Origin of the sequence: Pseudomonas sp. DY-1, from assembly GCF_003626975.1 — a bacterium.
In the GTDB taxonomy this organism is placed as follows: domain Bacteria; phylum Pseudomonadota; class Gammaproteobacteria; order Pseudomonadales; family Pseudomonadaceae; genus Metapseudomonas.
In genome coordinates, this window is sequence record NZ_CP032616.1 from 3,921,786 (window position 1) to 3,939,822 (window position 18,037).

The 18,037-nt window shown below is 63.4% G+C and carries 19 protein-coding genes; 9 read left to right on the forward strand and 10 right to left on the reverse strand.

The features are described 5' to 3' along the window. Window positions 1-59 precede the first annotated feature (59 nt). The 4 genes from D6Z43_RS18480 to pilG form a co-directional block, all read right to left on the reverse strand. Complete coding sequence (locus D6Z43_RS18480; RefSeq protein ID WP_120653544.1) at window positions 60-2,108, reverse strand: methyl-accepting chemotaxis protein; 2,049 nt, start codon at window positions 2,106-2,108, stop codon at window positions 60-62. Between the two features lie 139 nt (window positions 2,109-2,247). Then, entirely contained in the window at window positions 2,248-2,784 is a 537-nt protein-coding gene (locus tag D6Z43_RS18485; RefSeq protein WP_120653545.1) for a chemotaxis protein CheW, read from the reverse strand. Between the two features lie 55 nt (window positions 2,785-2,839). Continuing rightward, entirely contained in the window at window positions 2,840-3,205 is a 366-nt protein-coding gene (gene pilH / locus D6Z43_RS18490) for a twitching motility response regulator PilH (protein ID WP_077524194.1), read from the reverse strand. A 45-nt stretch (window positions 3,206-3,250) separates the two neighbouring features. Next, window positions 3,251-3,658 carry a twitching motility response regulator PilG gene (gene pilG, locus D6Z43_RS18495; protein WP_003455569.1) on the reverse strand — a complete coding sequence of 136 codons (408 nt, stop codon included), beginning with the start codon at window positions 3,656-3,658 and terminating at the stop codon, window positions 3,251-3,253. 268 nt (window positions 3,659-3,926) lie between these two features. Here pilG and gshB point away from each other — a divergent pair, with 268 nt between their 5' ends. The 7 genes from gshB to D6Z43_RS18530 all read left to right on the forward strand — a co-directional run bounded on the left by gshB (window position 3,927) and on the right by D6Z43_RS18530 (window position 9,809). Beyond that, window positions 3,927-4,889, forward strand: a complete 963-nt coding sequence (gshB, locus tag D6Z43_RS18500) for a glutathione synthase (RefSeq protein ID WP_120653546.1) — start codon at window positions 3,927-3,929, stop codon at window positions 4,887-4,889. A gap of 56 nt (window positions 4,890-4,945) precedes the next feature. Further along, window positions 4,946-5,839 carry an energy transducer TonB gene (locus D6Z43_RS18505; RefSeq protein ID WP_120653547.1) on the forward strand — a complete coding sequence of 298 codons (894 nt, stop codon included), beginning with the start codon at window positions 4,946-4,948 and terminating at the stop codon, window positions 5,837-5,839. Between the two features lie 113 nt (window positions 5,840-5,952). Continuing rightward, window positions 5,953-6,519 (forward strand): YqgE/AlgH family protein, encoded by a 567-nt coding sequence (locus tag D6Z43_RS18510; protein WP_120653548.1) that lies wholly within the window; start codon window positions 5,953-5,955, stop codon window positions 6,517-6,519. Beyond that, window positions 6,519-6,959 (forward strand): Holliday junction resolvase RuvX, encoded by a 441-nt coding sequence (gene ruvX, locus D6Z43_RS18515; RefSeq protein WP_120653549.1) that lies wholly within the window; start codon window positions 6,519-6,521, stop codon window positions 6,957-6,959. The genes D6Z43_RS18510 and ruvX overlap by 1 nt, the downstream gene beginning before the upstream one ends. A gap of 22 nt (window positions 6,960-6,981) precedes the next feature. Then, a complete protein-coding gene (gene pyrR, locus D6Z43_RS18520; protein ID WP_120653550.1) occupies window positions 6,982-7,494 on the forward strand; it encodes a bifunctional pyr operon transcriptional regulator/uracil phosphoribosyltransferase PyrR in 513 nt (170 codons plus the stop codon). A 36-nt stretch (window positions 7,495-7,530) separates the two neighbouring features. Further along, window positions 7,531-8,538, forward strand: coding sequence for an aspartate carbamoyltransferase catalytic subunit (locus D6Z43_RS18525; RefSeq protein WP_120653551.1), 1,008 nt, complete (start codon window positions 7,531-7,533; stop codon window positions 8,536-8,538). After that, entirely contained in the window at window positions 8,538-9,809 is a 1,272-nt protein-coding gene (locus D6Z43_RS18530; RefSeq protein WP_120653552.1) for a dihydroorotase, read from the forward strand. The genes D6Z43_RS18525 and D6Z43_RS18530 overlap by 1 nt, the downstream gene beginning before the upstream one ends. A 60-nt stretch (window positions 9,810-9,869) precedes the next feature. Here D6Z43_RS18530 and D6Z43_RS18535 read toward each other — a convergent pair whose 3' ends face one another. The 3 genes from D6Z43_RS18535 to D6Z43_RS18545 form a co-directional block, all read right to left on the reverse strand. Then, a complete protein-coding gene (locus tag D6Z43_RS18535; RefSeq protein WP_120653553.1) occupies window positions 9,870-10,904 on the reverse strand; it encodes a sensor domain-containing diguanylate cyclase in 1,035 nt (344 codons plus the stop codon). Between the two features lie 82 nt (window positions 10,905-10,986). Then, complete coding sequence (ptsP, locus tag D6Z43_RS18540; RefSeq protein WP_120653554.1) at window positions 10,987-13,266, reverse strand: phosphoenolpyruvate--protein phosphotransferase; 2,280 nt, start codon at window positions 13,264-13,266, stop codon at window positions 10,987-10,989. Window positions 13,267-13,288: 22 nt separating this feature from the next. Then, complete coding sequence (locus tag D6Z43_RS18545; RefSeq protein ID WP_077524243.1) at window positions 13,289-13,768, reverse strand: RNA pyrophosphohydrolase; 480 nt, start codon at window positions 13,766-13,768, stop codon at window positions 13,289-13,291. A 145-nt stretch (window positions 13,769-13,913) separates the two neighbouring features. Here D6Z43_RS18545 and D6Z43_RS18550 point away from each other — a divergent pair, with 145 nt between their 5' ends. Then, window positions 13,914-14,567 carry an HAD family phosphatase gene (locus tag D6Z43_RS18550; RefSeq protein ID WP_120653555.1) on the forward strand — a complete coding sequence of 218 codons (654 nt, stop codon included), beginning with the start codon at window positions 13,914-13,916 and terminating at the stop codon, window positions 14,565-14,567. A gap of 75 nt (window positions 14,568-14,642) precedes the next feature. Here D6Z43_RS18550 and D6Z43_RS18555 read toward each other — a convergent pair whose 3' ends face one another. From D6Z43_RS18555 to ilvA, 3 genes are all read right to left on the reverse strand, one after another. Continuing rightward, entirely contained in the window at window positions 14,643-15,110 is a 468-nt protein-coding gene (locus D6Z43_RS18555; protein ID WP_120653556.1) for a DUF2269 domain-containing protein, read from the reverse strand. Window positions 15,111-15,129: 19 nt separating this feature from the next. Continuing rightward, the gene (locus D6Z43_RS18560) at window positions 15,130-15,588 is read right to left on the reverse strand and encodes a DUF2269 domain-containing protein (RefSeq protein ID WP_120653557.1); all 459 of its coding nucleotides are present in this window, start codon (window positions 15,586-15,588) and stop codon (window positions 15,130-15,132) included. A 73-nt stretch (window positions 15,589-15,661) separates the two neighbouring features. After that, window positions 15,662-17,176 (reverse strand): threonine ammonia-lyase, biosynthetic, encoded by a 1,515-nt coding sequence (ilvA, locus tag D6Z43_RS18565; protein ID WP_256660882.1) that lies wholly within the window; start codon window positions 17,174-17,176, stop codon window positions 15,662-15,664. Between the two features lie 143 nt (window positions 17,177-17,319). Here ilvA and rpiA point away from each other — a divergent pair, with 143 nt between their 5' ends. Next, window positions 17,320-17,991 carry a ribose-5-phosphate isomerase RpiA gene (rpiA, locus tag D6Z43_RS18570; protein ID WP_120653559.1) on the forward strand — a complete coding sequence of 224 codons (672 nt, stop codon included), beginning with the start codon at window positions 17,320-17,322 and terminating at the stop codon, window positions 17,989-17,991. Window positions 17,992-18,037 lie beyond the last annotated feature (46 nt).

The following is an 18,037-nucleotide window of genomic DNA, read 5'->3' on the forward strand; positions in this document are numbered from 1 at the left end:
GTCGTGCCCTTGATTCATGGCCATCGTGCCGCGACCTCAGGCCGCGGCGCCTCCCCTGGTCAGGCTATGTCCTGAGCGTCCGGCAGCTTGAAGCCGGAAACCGACTTGCGCATCTCGCTCGCCATCTTCGCCAGGTTGCCGATGCTCTTCGCGGTGGCGGTGGTACCGGCAGAGGTCTGCGAGGTGATCTCCTGAATCACGTTCATGGTGTTGGAGATATGGCCGGCGGAGGACGCTTGCTGACGAGCGGCGTTGGAGATGTTCTGGATGAGCGCCGCGAGGGTCTTGGATACCTTCTCGATCTCTTCCAGAGCCACACCGGCGTCCTGGGCCAGGCGAGCACCACGGACCACTTCGGAAGTGGTCTGCTCCATGGAGATAACCGCTTCGTTGGTGTCGGTCTGAATGGTCTTCACCAGCGCCTCGATCTGCTTGGTCGCGGCGGAGGAACGTTCTGCGAGGCGCTGTACCTCGTCCGCTACCACGGCGAAGCCGCGGCCCGCGTCACCGGCCATGGACGCCTGGATCGCAGCGTTAAGGGCGAGGATGTTGGTCTGGTCGGCGATGTCGTTGATCAGGCTCACGATGTCACCGATCTCCTGGGACGATTCACCGAGGCGTTTGATCCGCTTCGAGGTGTCCTGGATCTGCTCACGGATGTTGTCCATGCCGGTGATGGTGTTGTGCACCACTTCGTTGCCCTTGTTGGCGATGGCTACGGAGCGTTCCGCTACCGCCGAGGACTCGGAGGCGTTCGCCGATACCTGGTCAATGGACACGGCCATCTCGTTGATCGCGGCAGAGGCGCCGGCAATTTCCTGGGCCTGGTGCTCGGAAGCCTCGGCCAGGTGCATGGCGGTGGCCTGGGTTTCCTGGGCGGCGGCGGCCACCTGCACGGCAGTCAGGTTGATGGTTTCAACCAGCTCGCGGAGCTGGTCGATGGAGTAGTTGATGGAGTCCGCAATCGCACCGGTGAAGTCCTCGGTCACGGTCGCTGCCACGGTCAGGTCACCGTCGGCGAGGTCGGCAATTTCGTCGAGCAGACGCAGAATCGCCGCCTGGTTACGTTCGTTCTTCGCGGCGGTTTCGGCCAGTCGGCTACGGGTGCTCTGTACCATCACCAGGCCGATGAGGATGATCGCGCCCAGTGCGAGGGCGCCCAGCACGTAACCGGCCAGGGTGTTCAGGCCACGGCCATTGGCCAGGTTCTCGAAGCCGGTGGTCAGGGCGGACGCCTTGTCCAGCAGGGTCTGGGAGCCAGTGAAGATGGTGTTGGCGGATTCACGAACCTGGAAGAGTTCCGGCGAGGTCTCGAGGATCTCGTCCACCGAACCAGAAACGAATTCGAAGAGTTCGGAAATCTCCTGCAGGCGCTCCAGCGCCTCGGTGTTGGTGACCTTGGAGATATCCATCGCCGCGTTGCCTTCGAGCATCGCGTTCAGTACGCGGCCGAACAGGCTGGCGTCACGACCGAACATGTCGGCGGCCTGCACCGAATCTTCGTCACCGGCCAGAACCTTGTTCACCGAACCCAGGATACGTTCTGCCAGCAGCGACTGGCGTTGGGCCACGGAAACCTGGCTGGCGGGCGCGCCGCTTTCGAGGAGGATGTCCACGACTTCCTCGTACTCGACCTGCAGCTGCGGAATGGTTTCTGCAAGGGTGGCGGCTACCTGGTGCAGGGACAGTACGGTCTGTTCGCTGGCCAGGATGGCGTCGGCGTTCTTGCGCAGGCTGTCCCAATCCTTCTGCACCGTATCCACTTCGCCCTTCACGGCAACAGGTGCGGCAGGCAGGCCGGTAGAGGCGTCGCCCTTGACCAGGAAATTCCAGCGCTTCTCGAAGTCGTTACGCGCGTCTTTCAACAGAGCGAAGGCCTCGGCCTTGCCCGCCGCGGCCTCGGTGGAGTTCTTGGCGATACGCTGGGACAGCACGCGCAGCTCGCCTGCGTGGCTGATGTATTCCTTGTCGTAGTTCGCCTGGGTGTTGAGGTACGCGAAGTTCGCGAACAGCAGCACGATGGCGATGATCAGGACCACGAAGAGTCCAGCGATCAGCGACGTACTGCGCACCCCTGAAAACAGATTGCCTGCGTTTAGTCTTTTCATTATCGGGCCCCCGCCTGGACCAACCACTTTATTCCCATGTAACGCCAAAGGGCCGGCAAAGCCGGCCCAACCTTGAAGTCACGGCCCCGGGGTTCTGCCTCTGGGACCGATACAGGGCGCTGGGCGCCCTGCGTAATAACTAGACAGCTACCTCGAGGAACTCCTGGTGCTGTGCGAGTGCGTGCGGGCTGAATACCAGCCAGGGCTGCTCGCGATGGAAAACACCATGGATGAAGGGCTGGATACTGGCCTCCAGGGGAGGCAACTCCTCGCTGAAGGAATCCACCAGGAAATGCTGCATGCCGAAGACTTCGTCGACGATCAGCCCGGCGAAGATCTCCTGGTGGTCCACCACCAGGACGCGGCGCTGCTTGCGCAGGGGCGACAACTCGCTGCCGAAGAAACCGCATAGATCCATGACCGGCAACAGGCGTCCGCGCACGTTGGAAACGCCCTTGACCCAGGTCTTCACACCGGGAAGCGAAGTGTGGCGCGGCTCGTGCAGCACTTCACTGACCTCGCCCATAGGCGCCACGAACAGGCGCTCGCCCATTCGGAAACCAATGCCGCTCCAGCTCTGCACCACCTGCTGTTGCGCAGGCAGGCCCGCCGCCAGCGCGCGACAGCGCTGGTCGATTTCGAACAGGAGCTGGAAGGGAGTCTGCGAATCCGACATGACGACCGGCCTTGGCCTTTTTCTAATAATTATCTTGCAGGGACCGGCTCGGCATTCAACCGGCCAGTACTGCGCTCAGGGTCTTGATCAGGGTGTCTTCTTCAATCGGTTTGGTCAGGTAATCCTTGGCGCCCTGACGCTTGCCCCAGACCTTGTCGGTCTCTTGGTCCTTGGTGGTAACGATGATCACCGGGATGTGGCTGGTTTCGGCGTCCTTGGTCAGCTGACGGGTCGCCTGGAAACCATTGAGGCCGGGCATCACGATGTCCATCAGGACGGCATCCGGCTTCTCCTGGCGGGCCAGGGCCACGCCATCGGCGCCATTCTCGGCCTTGAGTACCTGGTGACCGTGCTTCTCGAGCATGGCGGTCAACTTGTACATCTCGGTAGGCGAGTCATCAACAATCAGAATTCGAGCCATGGTGTTCCCCATACGGAAAGGCTTCACCGGCCATAAGGCCGGACTTCAGGAGGCTTGCTCCACCGGGGTGAAATCGGGGACGTGAGTCTTGATCGCGCCGAGCAGCTCTTCCTTGCTGAAAGGCTTGGTGAGGTACTGATCGGAACCGACGATGCGACCCTTGGCCTTGTCGAACAGGCCGTCCTTGGAGGACAGCATGATCACCGGGGTGGATTTGAAAGCACTGTTGTTCTTGATCAGGGCGCAGGTCTGATAACCGTCCAGGCGCGGCATCATGATGTCGACGAAGATGATGTTCGGGTGGGAATCGGCGATCTTGGCCAAGGCGTCGAAACCATCAACTGCAGTGATGACCTCGCACCCCACTTTCTTGAGCAGAGTCTCGGCTGTGCGACGAATCGTTTTCGAATCGTCGATCACCATGACCTTCAAACCCTCGGAATGCTGTTCCATGTTCGCCCTACCATCGCCTCGGTGAGTCGTTATTCTGCTTTATATATGTGCCTGAGGCCCTACAACCGACGGGCTGCGACCCAATCGTCGGGCATTTTTAGCACAGTCTCCAGACGCAAGCTACACGGCGTCCGCATCTGCCTCACCTCCCCTGTCGAGGAAGGTTTTTCCCTTGACCGCAATCAATGCCGGCGCCACCCTGAGCGCCTTATCCAACCGGCCCGCCTGCCTTGGCGCGCCCCTTGAAACCTGTTGCGGAGACCCCCCCATGAGCGTTCGCCTCGGGATCGTCATGGACCCCATTGCGCAAATCTCCTTCAAGAAGGACAGCTCCCTGGCCATGCTACTGGCCGCCCAGGAGCGCGGCTGGTCGCTGTTCTATATGGAGCAGCAGGACCTATACCAGAAAAACGGTGAAGCTCGCGCGCGCATGCGCCCACTGAAAGTTTTCCTCGACCCCGAACACTGGTTCGAACAGGAGGCCGAGGCTGACACCCCGCTTGCCGAGCTGGACGTGATCCTGATGCGCAAGGACCCGCCCTTCGACAACGAGTTCGTCTACTCCACCTACCTGCTGGAACAAGCCGAGCGGGCCGGCGTGCTGGTGGTGAACCGCCCGCAGAGCCTTCGCGACTGCAACGAGAAGTTCTTCGCCACCCTGTTCCCCGAGTACACGCCGCCAACCGTGGTCAGCCGACGAGCGGACATTCTGCGCGAGTTTGCCGAAGAACAGCGTGACATCATTCTCAAACCCCTGGATGGCATGGGTGGTTCCTCGATTTTCCGTCACCGCGCCGGAGACCCGAATCTCTCGGTGATCCTGGAAACCCTGACCGCCCACGGTAGCCAGCAGATCATGGCGCAGGGCTACCTGCCGGCGATCAAGGACGGCGACAAGCGCATTCTGATGATTGACGGCGAGCCGGTGCCCTACTGCCTGGCGCGCATTCCGGCTGCCGGCGAAACCCGCGGCAACCTGGCCGCAGGCGGTCGTGGCGAGGCCCGTCCGCTGACCGACCGCGACCGCGAGATCGCCACCGCTGTCGGCCCGACCCTGCGGGAGAAAGGCCTGCTGTTCGTCGGCCTGGACGTGATCGGCGAGCACCTCACGGAGATCAACGTCACCAGCCCCACCTGCATTCGCGAGATCGACAAGGCCTACGACACACGCATCGGCGAACGATTGATGGATGCGATCGCCCGCAAGCTCGAGGCGCGGAGTGCTTCATAGACTTTTATGCGGACGCTCGGCAGACTGCGCCGCTATCTGAAGCAAGCTGACTGTCGATGAACGCAGCCGTGAATACCTCCACCGAACTGTCCGCCGGCGTCCGCCCGGCGGATCGGTTGGGCTTTACCCTGTTCCTCGCCGCCGTGTTGCACGTCGCGCTGATTCTCGGCGTCGGTTTTACCGTTGCCGACCCGCAGCAAATCAGCAAGACCCTGGAAATCACCCTCGCGACTTTCAAGAGCGAAGAGAAGCCGAAGAAAGCCGACTTCCTCGCCCAGGCCAACCAGCAGGGCAGCGGGACGCTGGAGCACAAGGCCAAGCCGAAGACCACCGAGCAGGCGCCGTTCCAGGACAAGGAAATCCGCAAGACGACGCCACCTGCCGCCCCGCCCCAGGCCCCAAAGAAAGAAGCCCAAAAGGCAGCGGTGGCAACCAAGAGCCCGCAGCAGCAGAAGACCACGGTCAAGCGTGAGCAGACCAAGCCACAACCCGACAGTACGCCGGCACCATCCTTCGACAGCTCACAGCTGTCCGCCGAAATCGCCAGCCTCGAAGCGGAACTGGACAAGGAGCGCCAGCTCTATGCCAAGCGCCCACGCATCCACCGCCTCAACGCGGCCTCGACCATGCGCGACAAGGGCGCCTGGTACAAGGAGGAGTGGCGCAAGAAGATCGAGCGCGTCGGCAACCTCAATTATCCGGAAGAAGCCCGCCGCCAGCGCATCTACGGCAACCTTCGACTCCTGGTTTCAATCAACCGCGACGGCACTCTCTACGAAGTGCAGGTGCTGGAATCATCCGGCCAGACGGTACTGGACCAGGGTGCCATGCGCATCGTGCGCCTCGCGGCGCCCTTCGCGCCTTTCACCGGCGACCTGGCGGACATCGATCGCCTGGAAATCATTCGCACCTGGCGTTTCGAGCGCGGCGACCGCCTGTCGAGCAATTGAGAGCGGCAACTGCGTCTAGGCTCTAGGCTTCTATTCAGCGCCCCGCGACACAGGCGCTCACGCCTCAGCCTTGCCGCTTGAAGCCTGCCGTCTTAAGCCTGAAACTAGCCGACATGAAAAGCGCACCGAGCTACCTCAAGCACCACTTCCTGATCGCCATGCCGCACATGGCCGATCCGAACTTCGCCCAGACCGTCACCTACCTGGTGGAACACAACGAGCAGGGTGCGATGGGCCTGGTGATCAACCGCCCCAACGGCCTCAGCCTGAGCGATGTGCTCGAACAGCTGCGCCCGGAATTCACCCCGCCAGCACGTTGCCAGGGCCTGCCGATCTACGCCGGCGGCCCGGTACAGACTGACCGCGGATTCGTCCTGCATCCGAGCGGCCACAGCTTCCAGGCCACCCTGGAACTCGGCGAACTGGCACTTTCCACTTCCCAGGACGTTCTCTTCGCCATCGCCGATGGCGGCGGCCCGCAGAAGTGCCTGGTCGCGCTCGGATATGCCGGCTGGGACGCCGGCCAGCTGGAAGCTGAGCTCAGCGACAACGCCTGGCTGACCTGCCCAGCCGACCAGGCCATCCTCTTCGACACTCCGTCTGAACAGCGCCTGTCGGCTGCCGCTGCGCGACTGGGCGTGAATCTAAGCCTGCTCACCGCCCAGGCCGGGCACGCCTGATGGCCGACTCGAAACCCCTGCGTCTGCTGCTCGGCTTCGACTACGGCACCAGACAGATCGGCGTAGCCGTGGGCCAGGCTGTGACCGGCCAGGCCCGCGAGCTGAAAGTGTTGAAAGCCCAGAATGGTGTACCGGACTGGCAGCAGGTCGAATCCCTGATCCGTGAATGGCAACCCGATGCCATCGTCGTCGGCCTGCCGCTTAACATGGATGGCACACCCAGCGAAATGAGCGCCCGCGCGGAAAAATTCGCCCGGCGCCTGAATGGCCGCTTCAATCTGCCGGTATTCACTCACGACGAGCGCCTGACCACCTTCGAGGCCAAAGGCCAGAGACTGGCCCAGGGGCAGCGCGACGGTTACCGCGAGCGTCCGGTGGATGCTCTGGCTGCCGCCCTGCTGCTGGAAGGCTGGCTGGCCGAAAACTCCGCAACTTCCTGATTCCAGAACGCGAGGACCGCCGATGACCCTGCCCAAGCCCGCCGAGCTGCTGCCGAGGATGGCCAGCGACCTGAAAGCCCACCTGAAGTCCCGCGCCATCGCCGAACCCCGCTACATAGGCATTCGCACCGGCGGCGTGTGGGTCGCCCAGGCTTTGCTGGAGCAACTAGGCGTATCGGGCCCGATGGGCACCCTGGACGTATCCTTTTATCGCGACGACTTTACCCAGAGCGGTCTGCATCCGCAGGTGCGCCCCTCAGAGCTGCCTTTCGAGGTCGAAGGCCAGCACCTGGTGCTGATCGACGACGTGCTCATGAGTGGTCGCACCGTACGCGCCGCCCTCAACGAGCTCTTCGACTACGGCCGCCCGGCCAGCGTGACATTGGTGTGCCTGCTCGACCTCAATGCCCGCGAGCTGCCGATCCGCCCGGATGTGGTCGGTGCGACCCTGTCCCTGGGCGCCACGGAACGGGTAAAATTGCTCGGCCCCGCGCCGCTCACCCTCGAGCGTCAGGACCTCGCTTCACCCGCCTGACCTCCCGATTTCTCGTAACCTTTCAGGGCCTGCCCCATGCCGACAGACGCCAAGCGCCCGCTGCAGCTCAACGATCAGGGCCAGCTGCGCCACTTCCTCTCGCTCGACGGTCTGCCCCGCGAGCTACTGACGGAAATCCTCGACACTGCCGACTCCTTCCTCGAAGTCGGCGCCCGCGCTGTGAAGAAAGTCCCGCTGCTGCGTGGCAAGACCGTGTGCAACGTGTTCTTCGAGAACTCCACTCGCACCCGCACCACCTTCGAGCTGGCGGCCCAGCGCCTGTCCGCCGACGTCATCACCCTCAACGTCTCCACCTCCTCTACCAGCAAGGGCGAGACGCTGTTCGACACCTTGCGCAACCTGGAGGCGATGGCCGCCGACATGTTCGTGGTGCGCCATGCCGATTCCGGCGCGGCCCACTTCATCGCCGAGCACGTGTGCCCGGACGTGGCCATCATCAACGGCGGTGACGGCCGCCACGCGCACCCGACCCAGGGCATGCTCGACATGCTCACCATTCGCCGCCACAAGGGCAGCTTCGAGAACCTCTCGGTGGCCATCGTCGGCGACATCCTGCACTCGCGCGTAGCCCGCTCGAACATGCTCGCGCTGCGCACGCTGGGCTGCCCGGACATTCGCGTGATCGGACCGAAGACCCTGATCCCGGTGGGTGTCGAGCAGTACGGCGTGAAGGTCTACACGGACCTCGCCGAAGGCCTTAAGGATGTAGACGTAGTGATCATGCTGCGCCTGCAGCGCGAACGCATGCAGGGCGGCCTGCTGCCCAGCGAGGGCGAGTTCTACAAGCTCTACGGCCTGAACTCCCAGCGCCTCATGCTGGCCAAACCGGATGCCATCGTCATGCACCCGGGTCCGATCAACCGCGGCGTCGAAATCGAGTCGGCGGTAGCCGACGGCGCGCAGTCAGTGATCCTCAACCAGGTCACCTACGGCATCGCCGTGCGCATGGCCGTGCTCTCCATGGCCATGAGCGGCCAGACCGCGCAACGCCAACTGAACCAGGAAGCCGAGGAGCTGAACTGATGCGTACCCATATCCTCGGTGCCCGGCTGATCGATCCAGCCAGCGGCCAGGACCAGATCACAGACCTCTTCCTCGAAAGTGGCAAGGTTGCCGCCATCGGCCAGGCGCCGGCAGGTTTCGAGGCGGACAAGACCCTCGACGCCAAGGGTCTGGTCGCTGCTCCCGGCCTGGTGGACCTGTCGGTCGCCCTGCGCGAGCCCGGCTACAGCCGCAAGGGCAGCATCGCCAGCGAAACCCTGGCCGCCGTGAGCGGCGGCGTCACCAGCCTCTGCTGCCCGCCGCTGACCCGCCCGATCCTGGATACTCCGGCGGTGGCAGAGCTGATCCTCGACCGCGCCCAGGAAGCCGGTCACGCCAAAGTTTTCCCCATTGGTGCCCTGACCAAGGGCCTGGCCGGTGAGCAACTGTCCGAACTGGTCGCCCTGCGCGACGTGGGCTGCGTGGCCTTCGGCAATGGCCTGGCCAGCTTCGCCAGCAATCGCGTGCAGCGCCGTGCCATGGAGTACGCCGCCACCTTCGACCTGACCGTGGTCTTCCACTCCCAGGATGCATCCCTGGCCGAAGGCGGACTGGCCCACGAAGGCCCTACTGCAAGCTTCCTCGGCCTGGCCGGCATTCCGGAGTCCGCCGAAACCGTAGCACTCGCCCGAGATCTGCTGCTGGTGGAGCAGAGCGGCGTGCGCGCTCACTTCAGCCAGATCACCAGCGCGCGTGGCGCCGAGCTGATCGCCCAGGCCCAGGCCCGCGGCTTGCCAGTGACCGCTGACGTGGCCATGTACCAGTTAATCCTCACCGACGAGGCGCTGATCGACTTCTCCAGCCTCTATCACGTGCAGCCGCCGCTGCGCACACGCGCCGACCGGGACGGTCTGCGCGAAGCCGTGAAAAGCGGCGTGATTTCGGCCATCTCCAGCCACCATCAGCCCCATGAACCAGATGCCAAGCTCGCGCCCTTCGGCGCCACTGAGCCCGGCATCAGCAGCGTGGAGTTGCTGCTTCCGTTGGCCATGACCCTGGTTCAGGACGGCCTGCTAGATCTGCCGACCCTTCTCGCCCGCCTCACCGCCGGCCCCGCCCGCGCCCTACGCTTGCCCGCTGGCCGCCTGGCCGTCGGCGCGCCGGCGGACCTGGTACTGTTCGACCCGCAAGCGTCGACCCTGGCCGGCGAAACCTGGAACTCCAAGGGCGATAACTGCCCCTTCATCGGCCACTGCCTGCCGGGCAAAGTGCGCTATACCCTGGTGGACGGCCGGATCATCTTCCAGGCATGAAGTCGCTGTACGAAAAAGCCCGCCATTCGGCGGGCTTTTTCATTTCAGGCGTGGCGGGGATCAACAGGCCTCGATGCAGTTGCGCCGCTGCTTGGCACGATAGAGACCGTCATCCAGGCGCTTGAGCAGGGATTCGATCCCTTCTCCAGCCTGCATCCCTGCCACAGAGAAACTGGCCGTCAGCCCCAGCGGCAGGCTGGGATCGGCCTGGGCGACCAATAGGCGCAGGCGCTCGGCCAATTGCAATGCGGCGTCCTGGCCGGTTTCCGGCAGCAGGGCGATGAATTCCTCTCCCCCCCAACGGGCGAAGCAATCCTCTTCCCTGAGCGCTGTGCGCACGGTTCGGCTGACTGCCACCAGGGCGCGATCACCGATCTGGTGACCGTGGCTGTCGTTGATGCGTTTGAAGTGATCGAGATCGAACATCAAGAGCGATGTGACATGCCCGTGGCGCTGGAATCGCTGCCACTCGCTATGCAGGTTGCGCTCGAAATGGCGACGGTTGGATACCTGGGTCAGCGGGTCGGTCTCACTGAGACGCATGGCGCTTGCGACCTGCTGTGCAAGCGCCTCGTTGGCCTGGCGCAGGGCCTCGGTGCGCGCATCTACCAATGCCTCGAGCTTGCGGTTCAGGGCCAGCAGTTCCTCGTTCTTTCGCTGCAATTCCAGGCTGGCCATCTTGCGCTGATGGATATTGCGGTGAGCGCCGACCATTCGCGTCGGCTTGCCGGCACCGTCGAATTCGACGAAGCGGCCATGGTCGCTGACCCACAGATAACTGCCGTCGCGGCAGCGGCAGCGGTAGTCCTCGGCATAGATCAGGCTCTCGCCATCCAGGTAAGCCTGGAAGCTGCGCATCACCCGCTCGATATCGCCAGGATGGATCACCGATTTCCAGGTATTCACGTCCTCCGGCAGGCTATCCAGCGCATAGCCGAGCATGGAGTACCAGCCGGGGCTGCGTTTGACGTGGTTGGTGAGGATGTTCCAGTCCCAGATACCGTCGCTGACGATATCCAGGGCGAAGCGCAGGGTGCGCTCGATCTCTTCGAGGGTGGTGCCATAGCAATGGTCGAGGGGCTCAAGCTTGTCCATAAGCTTCCTGCGGGCCGAACGCCCGGTTGGGACCGCTACGCCCGGGCGTCTACCCGAGCGTCACAAACGCTTACCCCCGGTCTCAGGCCTGGATGGTCGCAGCCGGGTTGATCACCCGGCCGAGGCCCAGATTACGCAGGGCGAGATGCAGCGAGCTGTGGATGACCTGCGGGTTGTCGATGGCCAGCAGTTGATCCAGAAGCTCCTTGGCCTTGGTCATCGTGACCTGGCGCAGCAGCCACTTCACCTTGGGCAGGTTGGTAGCGTTCATCGACAGGCTGTCGAAGCCCATGGCCAGCAGCAGCACGGCAGCTGCAGGATCACCTGCCATCTCACCGCAGATGCTCACCGGCTTGCCTTCGGCGTGGGCGTCATCCACCACTTTCTTCAGCGCCTGCAGCACCGCGGGGTGCAGGTAGTCATAGAGATCCGCCACGCGCGGGTTGTTGCGATCCACCGCCAGCAAGTACTGGGTGAGGTCATTGGAGCCCACCGAGAGGAAGTCCACCTGGCGCGACAGCTCCTTGGTCTGGTAGACAGCAGCGGGAATCTCGATCATCACCCCTACCGGCGGCATGGGGATGTCCACGCCCTCGTCACGCACCTCGCCCCAGGCGCGATGGATCAGGTGCAGCGCCTCCTCCAGCTCATGGGTGCCGGAGATCATCGGCAGCAGGATGCGCAGGTTGTCCAGGCCCTCGCTGGCCTTGAGCATGGCGCGCACCTGGACCAGGAAGATTTCCGGGTGGTCGAGGGTTACACGGATGCCGCGCCAGCCAAGGAAAGGGTTGCTTTCCTTGATCGGGAAGTACGACAGCGCCTTGTCGCCGCCGATATCCAGGGTACGCATGGTCACCGGCAGCGGGTGGAAGGCAGCGAGCTGCTCGCGGTAGATGGCGAGCTGTTCCTTTTCGCTGGGGAAGCGCTCGTTGATCATGAACGGCACTTCGGTGCGATACAGGCCGACGCCTTCGGCGCCGCGCTCCTGTGCACGGGTCACGTCGGCGAGCAGGCCAGTGTTCACCCAGAGCGGCATGCGCTGGCCGTCCAGGGTCTCGCAGGGCAGGCTGCGCAGCGCATCCAGGCCCTTGACCAGCTGGCGCTCCTCTTCCACCACTTCGCTGTACTGCTTGCGCAGTTGCGCCGAGGGGTTGGTGAAGACTTCGCCGTGGTAGCCGTCGACGATCAGTTCGATGCCGTCGACCTTGGAATACGGCAGGTCGACTACGCCCATCACGGTCGGGATGCCCATGGCGCGCGCAAGGATGGCAACGTGGGAGTTGCCCGAGCCCAGTACCGATACCAGGCCCACCAGCTTGCCTTCAGGCACCTCCCCGAGCATCGCTGGGGACAGCTCCTCGCTGACCAGGATGGTGTTTTCCTGGTAGACCAGGTTCTGCTTGCGCTCTTCCTGCAGGTAGGCGAGCAGGCGGCGACCAAGATCCTTGACGTCGGAAGCGCGCTCGCGCAGATAGGCGTCGTCCATCAGTTCGAAGCGGGTGACGTGCTCCATTACGACCTGGCGCAGGGCACCCTGGGCCCACTGGCCGGTGCGGATCACGCGCTTGACCTCCATGCCGATGGAGGCGTCGTCGAGCATCATCAGGTAAACATCGAAGAGAGCACGCTCTTCGGGGCGCAGTTGGGTTTCCAGCTTGCTGGATAGCCGGCGCATGTCTTCGCGCACCGCCTCCAGGGCTTGCTTGAAGCGCTCGACTTCGGCCTCGATGTCATCGACCGTGCGATCAGGCACCACTTCCAGGTCGGCCGGCGGCAGCACCACCACCGCGGTACCCACCGCAGCACCGGGAGCGCCCGGCACACCGACGAACTTGGTTTCCTGGATCCCCTTGCCCTGGCGACCCAGGCCGCGAATGGAGCCGGTCGCTTCAGCGTGGGCGATAACGCCCGCGAGCTGCGCGCTCATGGTGACAAGGAAGGCTTCCTCGCCTTCGTCGAACTGGCGGCGCTCCTTTTGCTGCACCACCAATACGCCCATCACGCGACGGTGGTGGATGATCGGAGCGCCGAGGAAGGAGGCGAATCGCTCTTCACCGGTTTCGGCGAAGTAGCGGTAACGGGGGTGATCAGCGGCGTGCTCGAGGTTCAGCGGTTCCTCTCGGGTACCCACCAGGCCAACCAGGCCTTCGTTGGGAGCCATGCTGACCTTGCCGATGGAGCGCTTGTTCAGGCCCTCGGTTGCCATGAGCACGAAGCGGTTGGACTCCGGGTCCAACAGGTAGACCGAGCAGACCTGGCTGCCCATGGCCTCCTTGACCCGCTGCACGATGATCGCCAACGCCGCCTTCAGATCCTTGGCGGCGTTCACTTCCTGGACGATCTTGCGCAGCGTGTTGAGCATGGCTAGTCAGCCTTTCTCCGGGTCAGTCTTGCGCCAGGAGGCGCGGTGCTAGTTCCTTGAGGGCCCGGCGATAGACTTCACGTTTGAAGGTCACCACCTGGCCCAACGGGTACCAGTAACTGACCCAGCGCCAGCCGTCGAATTCGGGCTTGCCGGTCAGATCCATCCGTACCTTGTTCTCGTCCGACTGCAAACGCAGCAGGAACCACTTCTGTTTCTGGCCAATGCACAGCGGCTGGCTGTTTGTACGCACCAGACGCTGGGGCAGACGATAGCGCAACCAGCCACGAGTGCAGGCAAGAATCTTCACATCCCGCTCTTCCAGGCCGACTTCTTCGTTCAATTCCCGGAAAAGTGCCTCTTCAGGTGTCTCGCGCGGATTGATACCACCCTGCGGGAACTGCCAGGCATCCTGGTTGATGCGCCGAGCCCAAAGCACCTGCCCGACATCATTGGCGAGAATGATGCCGACATTCGGGCGAAAACCATCGGAATCGATCACGGCACTCAACCTCGCAAACGCATGTTTCGGCATTGTTCCATAAAGGCCGCAAACGCAGCAATGCGAGCCTTTCTCGCGATGGGCAGCTCCGCTCAAAGCGGCTATTCTGGCCGCCCTTCGAAGCCTTGATGCAAGGAAAAACGACGTGCGTTTGGCTCTTTTCGACCTCGACAACACCCTGCTGGCCGGCGATAGCGATCACGCCTGGGGCGACTATCTGTGCGAACGCGGCATCCTCGACGGGATTGCCTACAAGGCGCGCAACGACGAGTTCTATCAGGATTACCTGGCGGGTCGCCTGAACATCCAGGACTACCTGAACTTCAGCCTGGAAATCCTGGGTCGCACCGAAATGGTGCAGCTTGACCAATGGCATCGCGAATTCATGCGCGATTGCATCGAGCCGATCATCCTGCCGAAGGGCGAAGCCCTGCTGGAAGAGCACCGCGCCGCCGGCGACAAGCTATTGATCATCACCGCCACCAACCGCTTCGTCACTGCGCCGATCGCGAAGCGCCTGGGCGTGGAAACCCTGCTGGCCACCGAGTGTGAAATGGCCGATGGCCGCTTCACCGGCCGCACCACCGACGTGCCCTGCTTCCGGGAAGGCAAGGTCACCCGCCTGGCGCGCTGGCTGCAGGAAACCGGCCTCAGCCTGGACGGCAGCAGCTTCTATAGCGACTCCCTGAACGACCTGCCCCTTCTGGAACAGGTGAGCCATCCGGTGGCAGTGGACCCCGACCCGAAACTGCGCGCCGAAGCACAGCAACGCGGCTGGCCGGTAATTTCGCTGCGCTAGGGCAGACGGTAGCGTGCGCCATGTGTCCCGGCTGAACACGCAGCGCACCCTACGAGGAAAGCCGACCCGGGTCGGTCAGAGCGGCTTGACCACCATCAGCGCGTACACCACCACCAGCAATACCAACGCGAGAACCGCCAGCCAGGTGCGCACAGCCACATGGCTGGCCACCTGAGGCGCGAGAGGCGTGCCATCCCGAAGCGCCCGGCGCGCCAGGTTGCGTATACGCACCTGCAGCCAGAGCAGAGGCAGCCAGCAGAGCGCAGCCAGTAGATAGATTCCTACACTCCACAACAACCATCGCTGACCCAACGGCCAGCCTCCGACATTGGCCAGCGCCACGCCACTCAACGGCAAGAGCACCGCGGAACTGGCGATCAACCAGAATTCCAGCCTCACCAGAGAAGCGAAGGTCGCGGCCATTTGCCGAGGATCAGCCTCTTTCCACGCCCGACGGGCAAAGAACAGCCCAGTCAGCGCCGCGCCGAAGAGCACGGCGGCCAGCAAGCCATGGAAGGTCTTGAGCAGGAAATAGAGGGTCATGCCTGGCGCTTGCACCGCATCAAAGCGGTTTGGCCAGCATCATTGCCAGCACGGAGATGAACAGCAGCAGGCCGGCCATACCGTAGGCAGCACCGAACTTGAGGCTGCGGCGAACAGGTGCGGAAGCTGGTCCGCCATCGGCCAGAGCCTGCTCCCGCAGTCGAGCAACACGCCGAAACAGCAACAGCCACGCGATACAACCGAACAGGTAGAGGATGGCGCCGCCGAGCAACCAGGTCTGACTCAGCGGCAGACCAGCCAGGTTGACCATCCACCAGCCGCTGACCGGCAGTGATACGGCGGCGAGAATCAGCAGCGGCACGCCAGCCAGCAGGATGCGCCGCAGGCTCGGTCCAATCAGCGCGGCATCGCCGGAACGAAAATTGCGCCAGCCATACCACCCCAGCCCTGCCAACCCGCCGAAGAACAGCACGGTGGCCAGGCCGTGGAGGATGCGAAATACCAGATAGTTTTCCATGAAACGGGTCCTTGTCAGCGTGGGCGGCTGAGTCAAAGCCTAGCAGCCGCCCAATCCAGCACCCCGGTTTACGTCAGCCCAGGAAGAGCTGGTATGCCGGGTTGTCGCTCTCATCCCAGTAGGGATAGCCGATCTCGTCGAGGGCGGCATGCACCAGCGAGCGCTCCTCGGCCGGAACCTGCAGACCGGCCACCACACGACCGTCGGCTGCGCCGTGGTTGCGGTAATGGAACATGGTGATGTTCCAGCGGCCACCCAGCTTGTTGAGGAAGTTGAACAGCGCACCCGGACGCTCGGGGAACTCGAAACGGAATACCAGTTCATCGCTGATGCGCGCTGCGTGCCCGCCGACCATGTGACGGATATGCAGCTTGGCCAACTCGTTGTCGGTGAGGTCCAGCACCGGGAAGCCCTGGCTGCGCAGGTTTTCCACCAGAACCGCACGTGGGTCGGTTTCCGGGTGAGTCTGCACGCCAACGAAGATGTGTGCTTCGGCGTCGGTGTTGTAGCGGTAGTTGAACTCGGTGATCTGACGCTTGCCGATGGCCTCGCAGAAAGCCTTGAAGCTGCCCGGGCGCTCCGGAATGGTCACGGCGATGATCGCCTCGCGCTTCTCGCCCAGCTCGGCGCGCTCAGCCACATGACGCAGGCGGTCGAAGTTGATGTTGGCGCCGGAGTCGATAGCCACCAGGGTTTGGTCGCGCACGCCTTCACGCTCGACGTACTTCTTGATCCCCGCCACCGCGAGGGCGCCGGCGGGCTCGGTGATGGAACGGGTATCGTCGTAGATGTCCTTGATCGCCGCACAGATTTCGTCGGTGCTGACGGTGATCACCTCATCCACATGCTGTTTGCAGATATCGAAGGTGTGCTGGCCGATCTGCGCCACGGCAACACCATCGGCGAACAACCCGACCTGCCCCAGCACCACACGCTCGCCAGCGGCCATGGCGGCCTGCAGGCAGTTGGAATCGTCCGGCTCGACGCCGATTACCTTCACCTCGGGGCGCAGGTATTTGACGAAGGCGGCGATGCCCGCGACCAGGCCGCCGCCTCCCACCGGCACGAAAATGGCGTCCAGGCGGCCGGGGTGTTGGCGAAGTATCTCCATCGCCACGGTGCCTTGGCCGGCGATCACTTCCGGATCATCGTAGGGATGGATGTAGACGTAGCCTTTCTCTTCCACCAGCTTCAGCGAGTGGGCCAGCGCCTCGGGGAAGGCATCACCGTGCAGTACAACCTTGCCGCCGCGGGCGCGAACGCCCTGCACCTTCAACTCCGGTGTAGTGCGCGGCATCACGATCGTCGCTTTCACGCCCAGCTCGCGGGCTGCCAGAGCAACGCCCTGGGCATGGTTGCCAGCCGATGCAGTGACCACACCTCGATTCAGCTCCTCGCGGGAGAGCTGGGCGATCTTGTTGTAAGCGCCTCGAATCTTGAAGGAATAGACCGGTTGCAGGTCCTCACGCTTGAGGAGGATCTGGTTGCCCAGGCGCTCGGTGAGCTGGCGGGCGGGCTGCAGCGGGGTTTCCACGGCGACGTCGTAGACGCGCGAGGTCAGGGTCTTCTTCACGTATTCTTCGAGCATCGCGGCTTCACTGGCGGGCATTTCACGGGAGGACCGAGTCTACCGCAGGGATTCGTCGGGCGACCACAGAGAATGCGGGGTTTTGCCCAGCCGACCGGCTATAATTCGCGCCCTCGACACTCCTCCTATCGGACCTCCCCAGCATGACCCAGGACCAGCTCAAGCAGGCCGTCGCCCAGGCCGCCATCGACTTCATCCTCCCCAAGCTCGGTGAAAAGAGCATCGTCGGTGTCGGCACCGGCTCTACCGCCAACTTTTTCATCGATCTGCTGGCTCAGCACAAGATGGCCTTCGACGGCGCCGTAGCCAGCTCCGAGGCCACGGCCCAGCGCCTGAAGGGGCACGGCATTCCCGTATACGACCTGAACGGCGTCAGCGACCTGGAGTTCTATGTCGACGGCGCCGACGAGAGCAACGAGCGCCTCGAGCTGATCAAAGGCGGTGGCGCTGCCCTCACCCGCGAGAAGATCGTCGCGGCGGTAGCCAAGACCTTCATCTGCATCGCCGACGAGAGCAAGCTGGTTCCGCTGCTTGGCGCCTTCCCGCTGCCGGTGGAAGTCATCCCCATGGCCCGCAGCCATGTGGCTCGCCAGCTGGTGAAACTGGGCGGCGACCCGGTTTACCGCGAAGGCGTGTTGACCGACAACGGCAACATCATCCTCGATGTGCACAACCTGCAGATCGACAGCCCGGTGAAGCTCGAAGAGCAGATCAACAACATCGTCGGCGTGGTCACCAACGGCCTGTTCGCTGCTCGCGCGGCCGACCTGCTGCTGCTCGGCACCAAGGACGGCGTCAGGAGCATGACCGCCTGACGCGGGCTCCCGGCCTGCCGGAAACCGTCTAGATTTGTTGGCTACG

What these genes read in the sequence shown, in the direction of transcription:
- D6Z43_RS18530 (WP_120653552.1), top strand. Translation starts at nt 8,538, where the DNA reads ATGCGTACCCATATCCTCGGTGCCCGGCTGATCGATCCAGCCAGCGGC.
- D6Z43_RS18555 (WP_120653556.1), bottom strand. Translation starts at nt 15,110, where the DNA reads ATGACCCTCTATTTCCTGCTCAAGACCTTCCATGGCTTGCTGGCCGCC.
- D6Z43_RS18525 (WP_120653551.1), top strand. Translation starts at nt 7,531, where the DNA reads ATGCCGACAGACGCCAAGCGCCCGCTGCAGCTCAACGATCAGGGCCAG.
- ptsP (WP_120653554.1), bottom strand. Translation starts at nt 13,266, where the DNA reads ATGCTCAACACGCTGCGCAAGATCGTCCAGGAAGTGAACGCCGCCAAG.
- D6Z43_RS18535 (WP_120653553.1), bottom strand. Translation starts at nt 10,904, where the DNA reads ATGGACAAGCTTGAGCCCCTCGACCATTGCTATGGCACCACCCTCGAA.
- ilvA (WP_256660882.1), bottom strand. Translation starts at nt 17,176, where the DNA reads ATGCTCGAAGAATACGTGAAGAAGACCCTGACCTCGCGCGTCTACGAC.
- D6Z43_RS18510 (WP_120653548.1), top strand. Translation starts at nt 5,953, where the DNA reads ATGAAAAGCGCACCGAGCTACCTCAAGCACCACTTCCTGATCGCCATG.
- D6Z43_RS18505 (WP_120653547.1), top strand. Translation starts at nt 4,946, where the DNA reads ATGAACGCAGCCGTGAATACCTCCACCGAACTGTCCGCCGGCGTCCGC.
- D6Z43_RS18480 (WP_120653544.1), bottom strand. Translation starts at nt 2,108, where the DNA reads ATGAAAAGACTAAACGCAGGCAATCTGTTTTCAGGGGTGCGCAGTACG.
- pilG (WP_003455569.1), bottom strand. Translation starts at nt 3,658, where the DNA reads ATGGAACAGCATTCCGAGGGTTTGAAGGTCATGGTGATCGACGATTCG.
- rpiA (WP_120653559.1), top strand. Translation starts at nt 17,320, where the DNA reads ATGACCCAGGACCAGCTCAAGCAGGCCGTCGCCCAGGCCGCCATCGAC.
- D6Z43_RS18485 (WP_120653545.1), bottom strand. Translation starts at nt 2,784, where the DNA reads ATGTCGGATTCGCAGACTCCCTTCCAGCTCCTGTTCGAAATCGACCAG.
- pyrR (WP_120653550.1), top strand. Translation starts at nt 6,982, where the DNA reads ATGACCCTGCCCAAGCCCGCCGAGCTGCTGCCGAGGATGGCCAGCGAC.
- D6Z43_RS18560 (WP_120653557.1), bottom strand. Translation starts at nt 15,588, where the DNA reads ATGGAAAACTATCTGGTATTTCGCATCCTCCACGGCCTGGCCACCGTG.
- gshB (WP_120653546.1), top strand. Translation starts at nt 3,927, where the DNA reads ATGAGCGTTCGCCTCGGGATCGTCATGGACCCCATTGCGCAAATCTCC.
- ruvX (WP_120653549.1), top strand. Translation starts at nt 6,519, where the DNA reads ATGGCCGACTCGAAACCCCTGCGTCTGCTGCTCGGCTTCGACTACGGC.
- pilH (WP_077524194.1), bottom strand. Translation starts at nt 3,205, where the DNA reads ATGGCTCGAATTCTGATTGTTGATGACTCGCCTACCGAGATGTACAAG.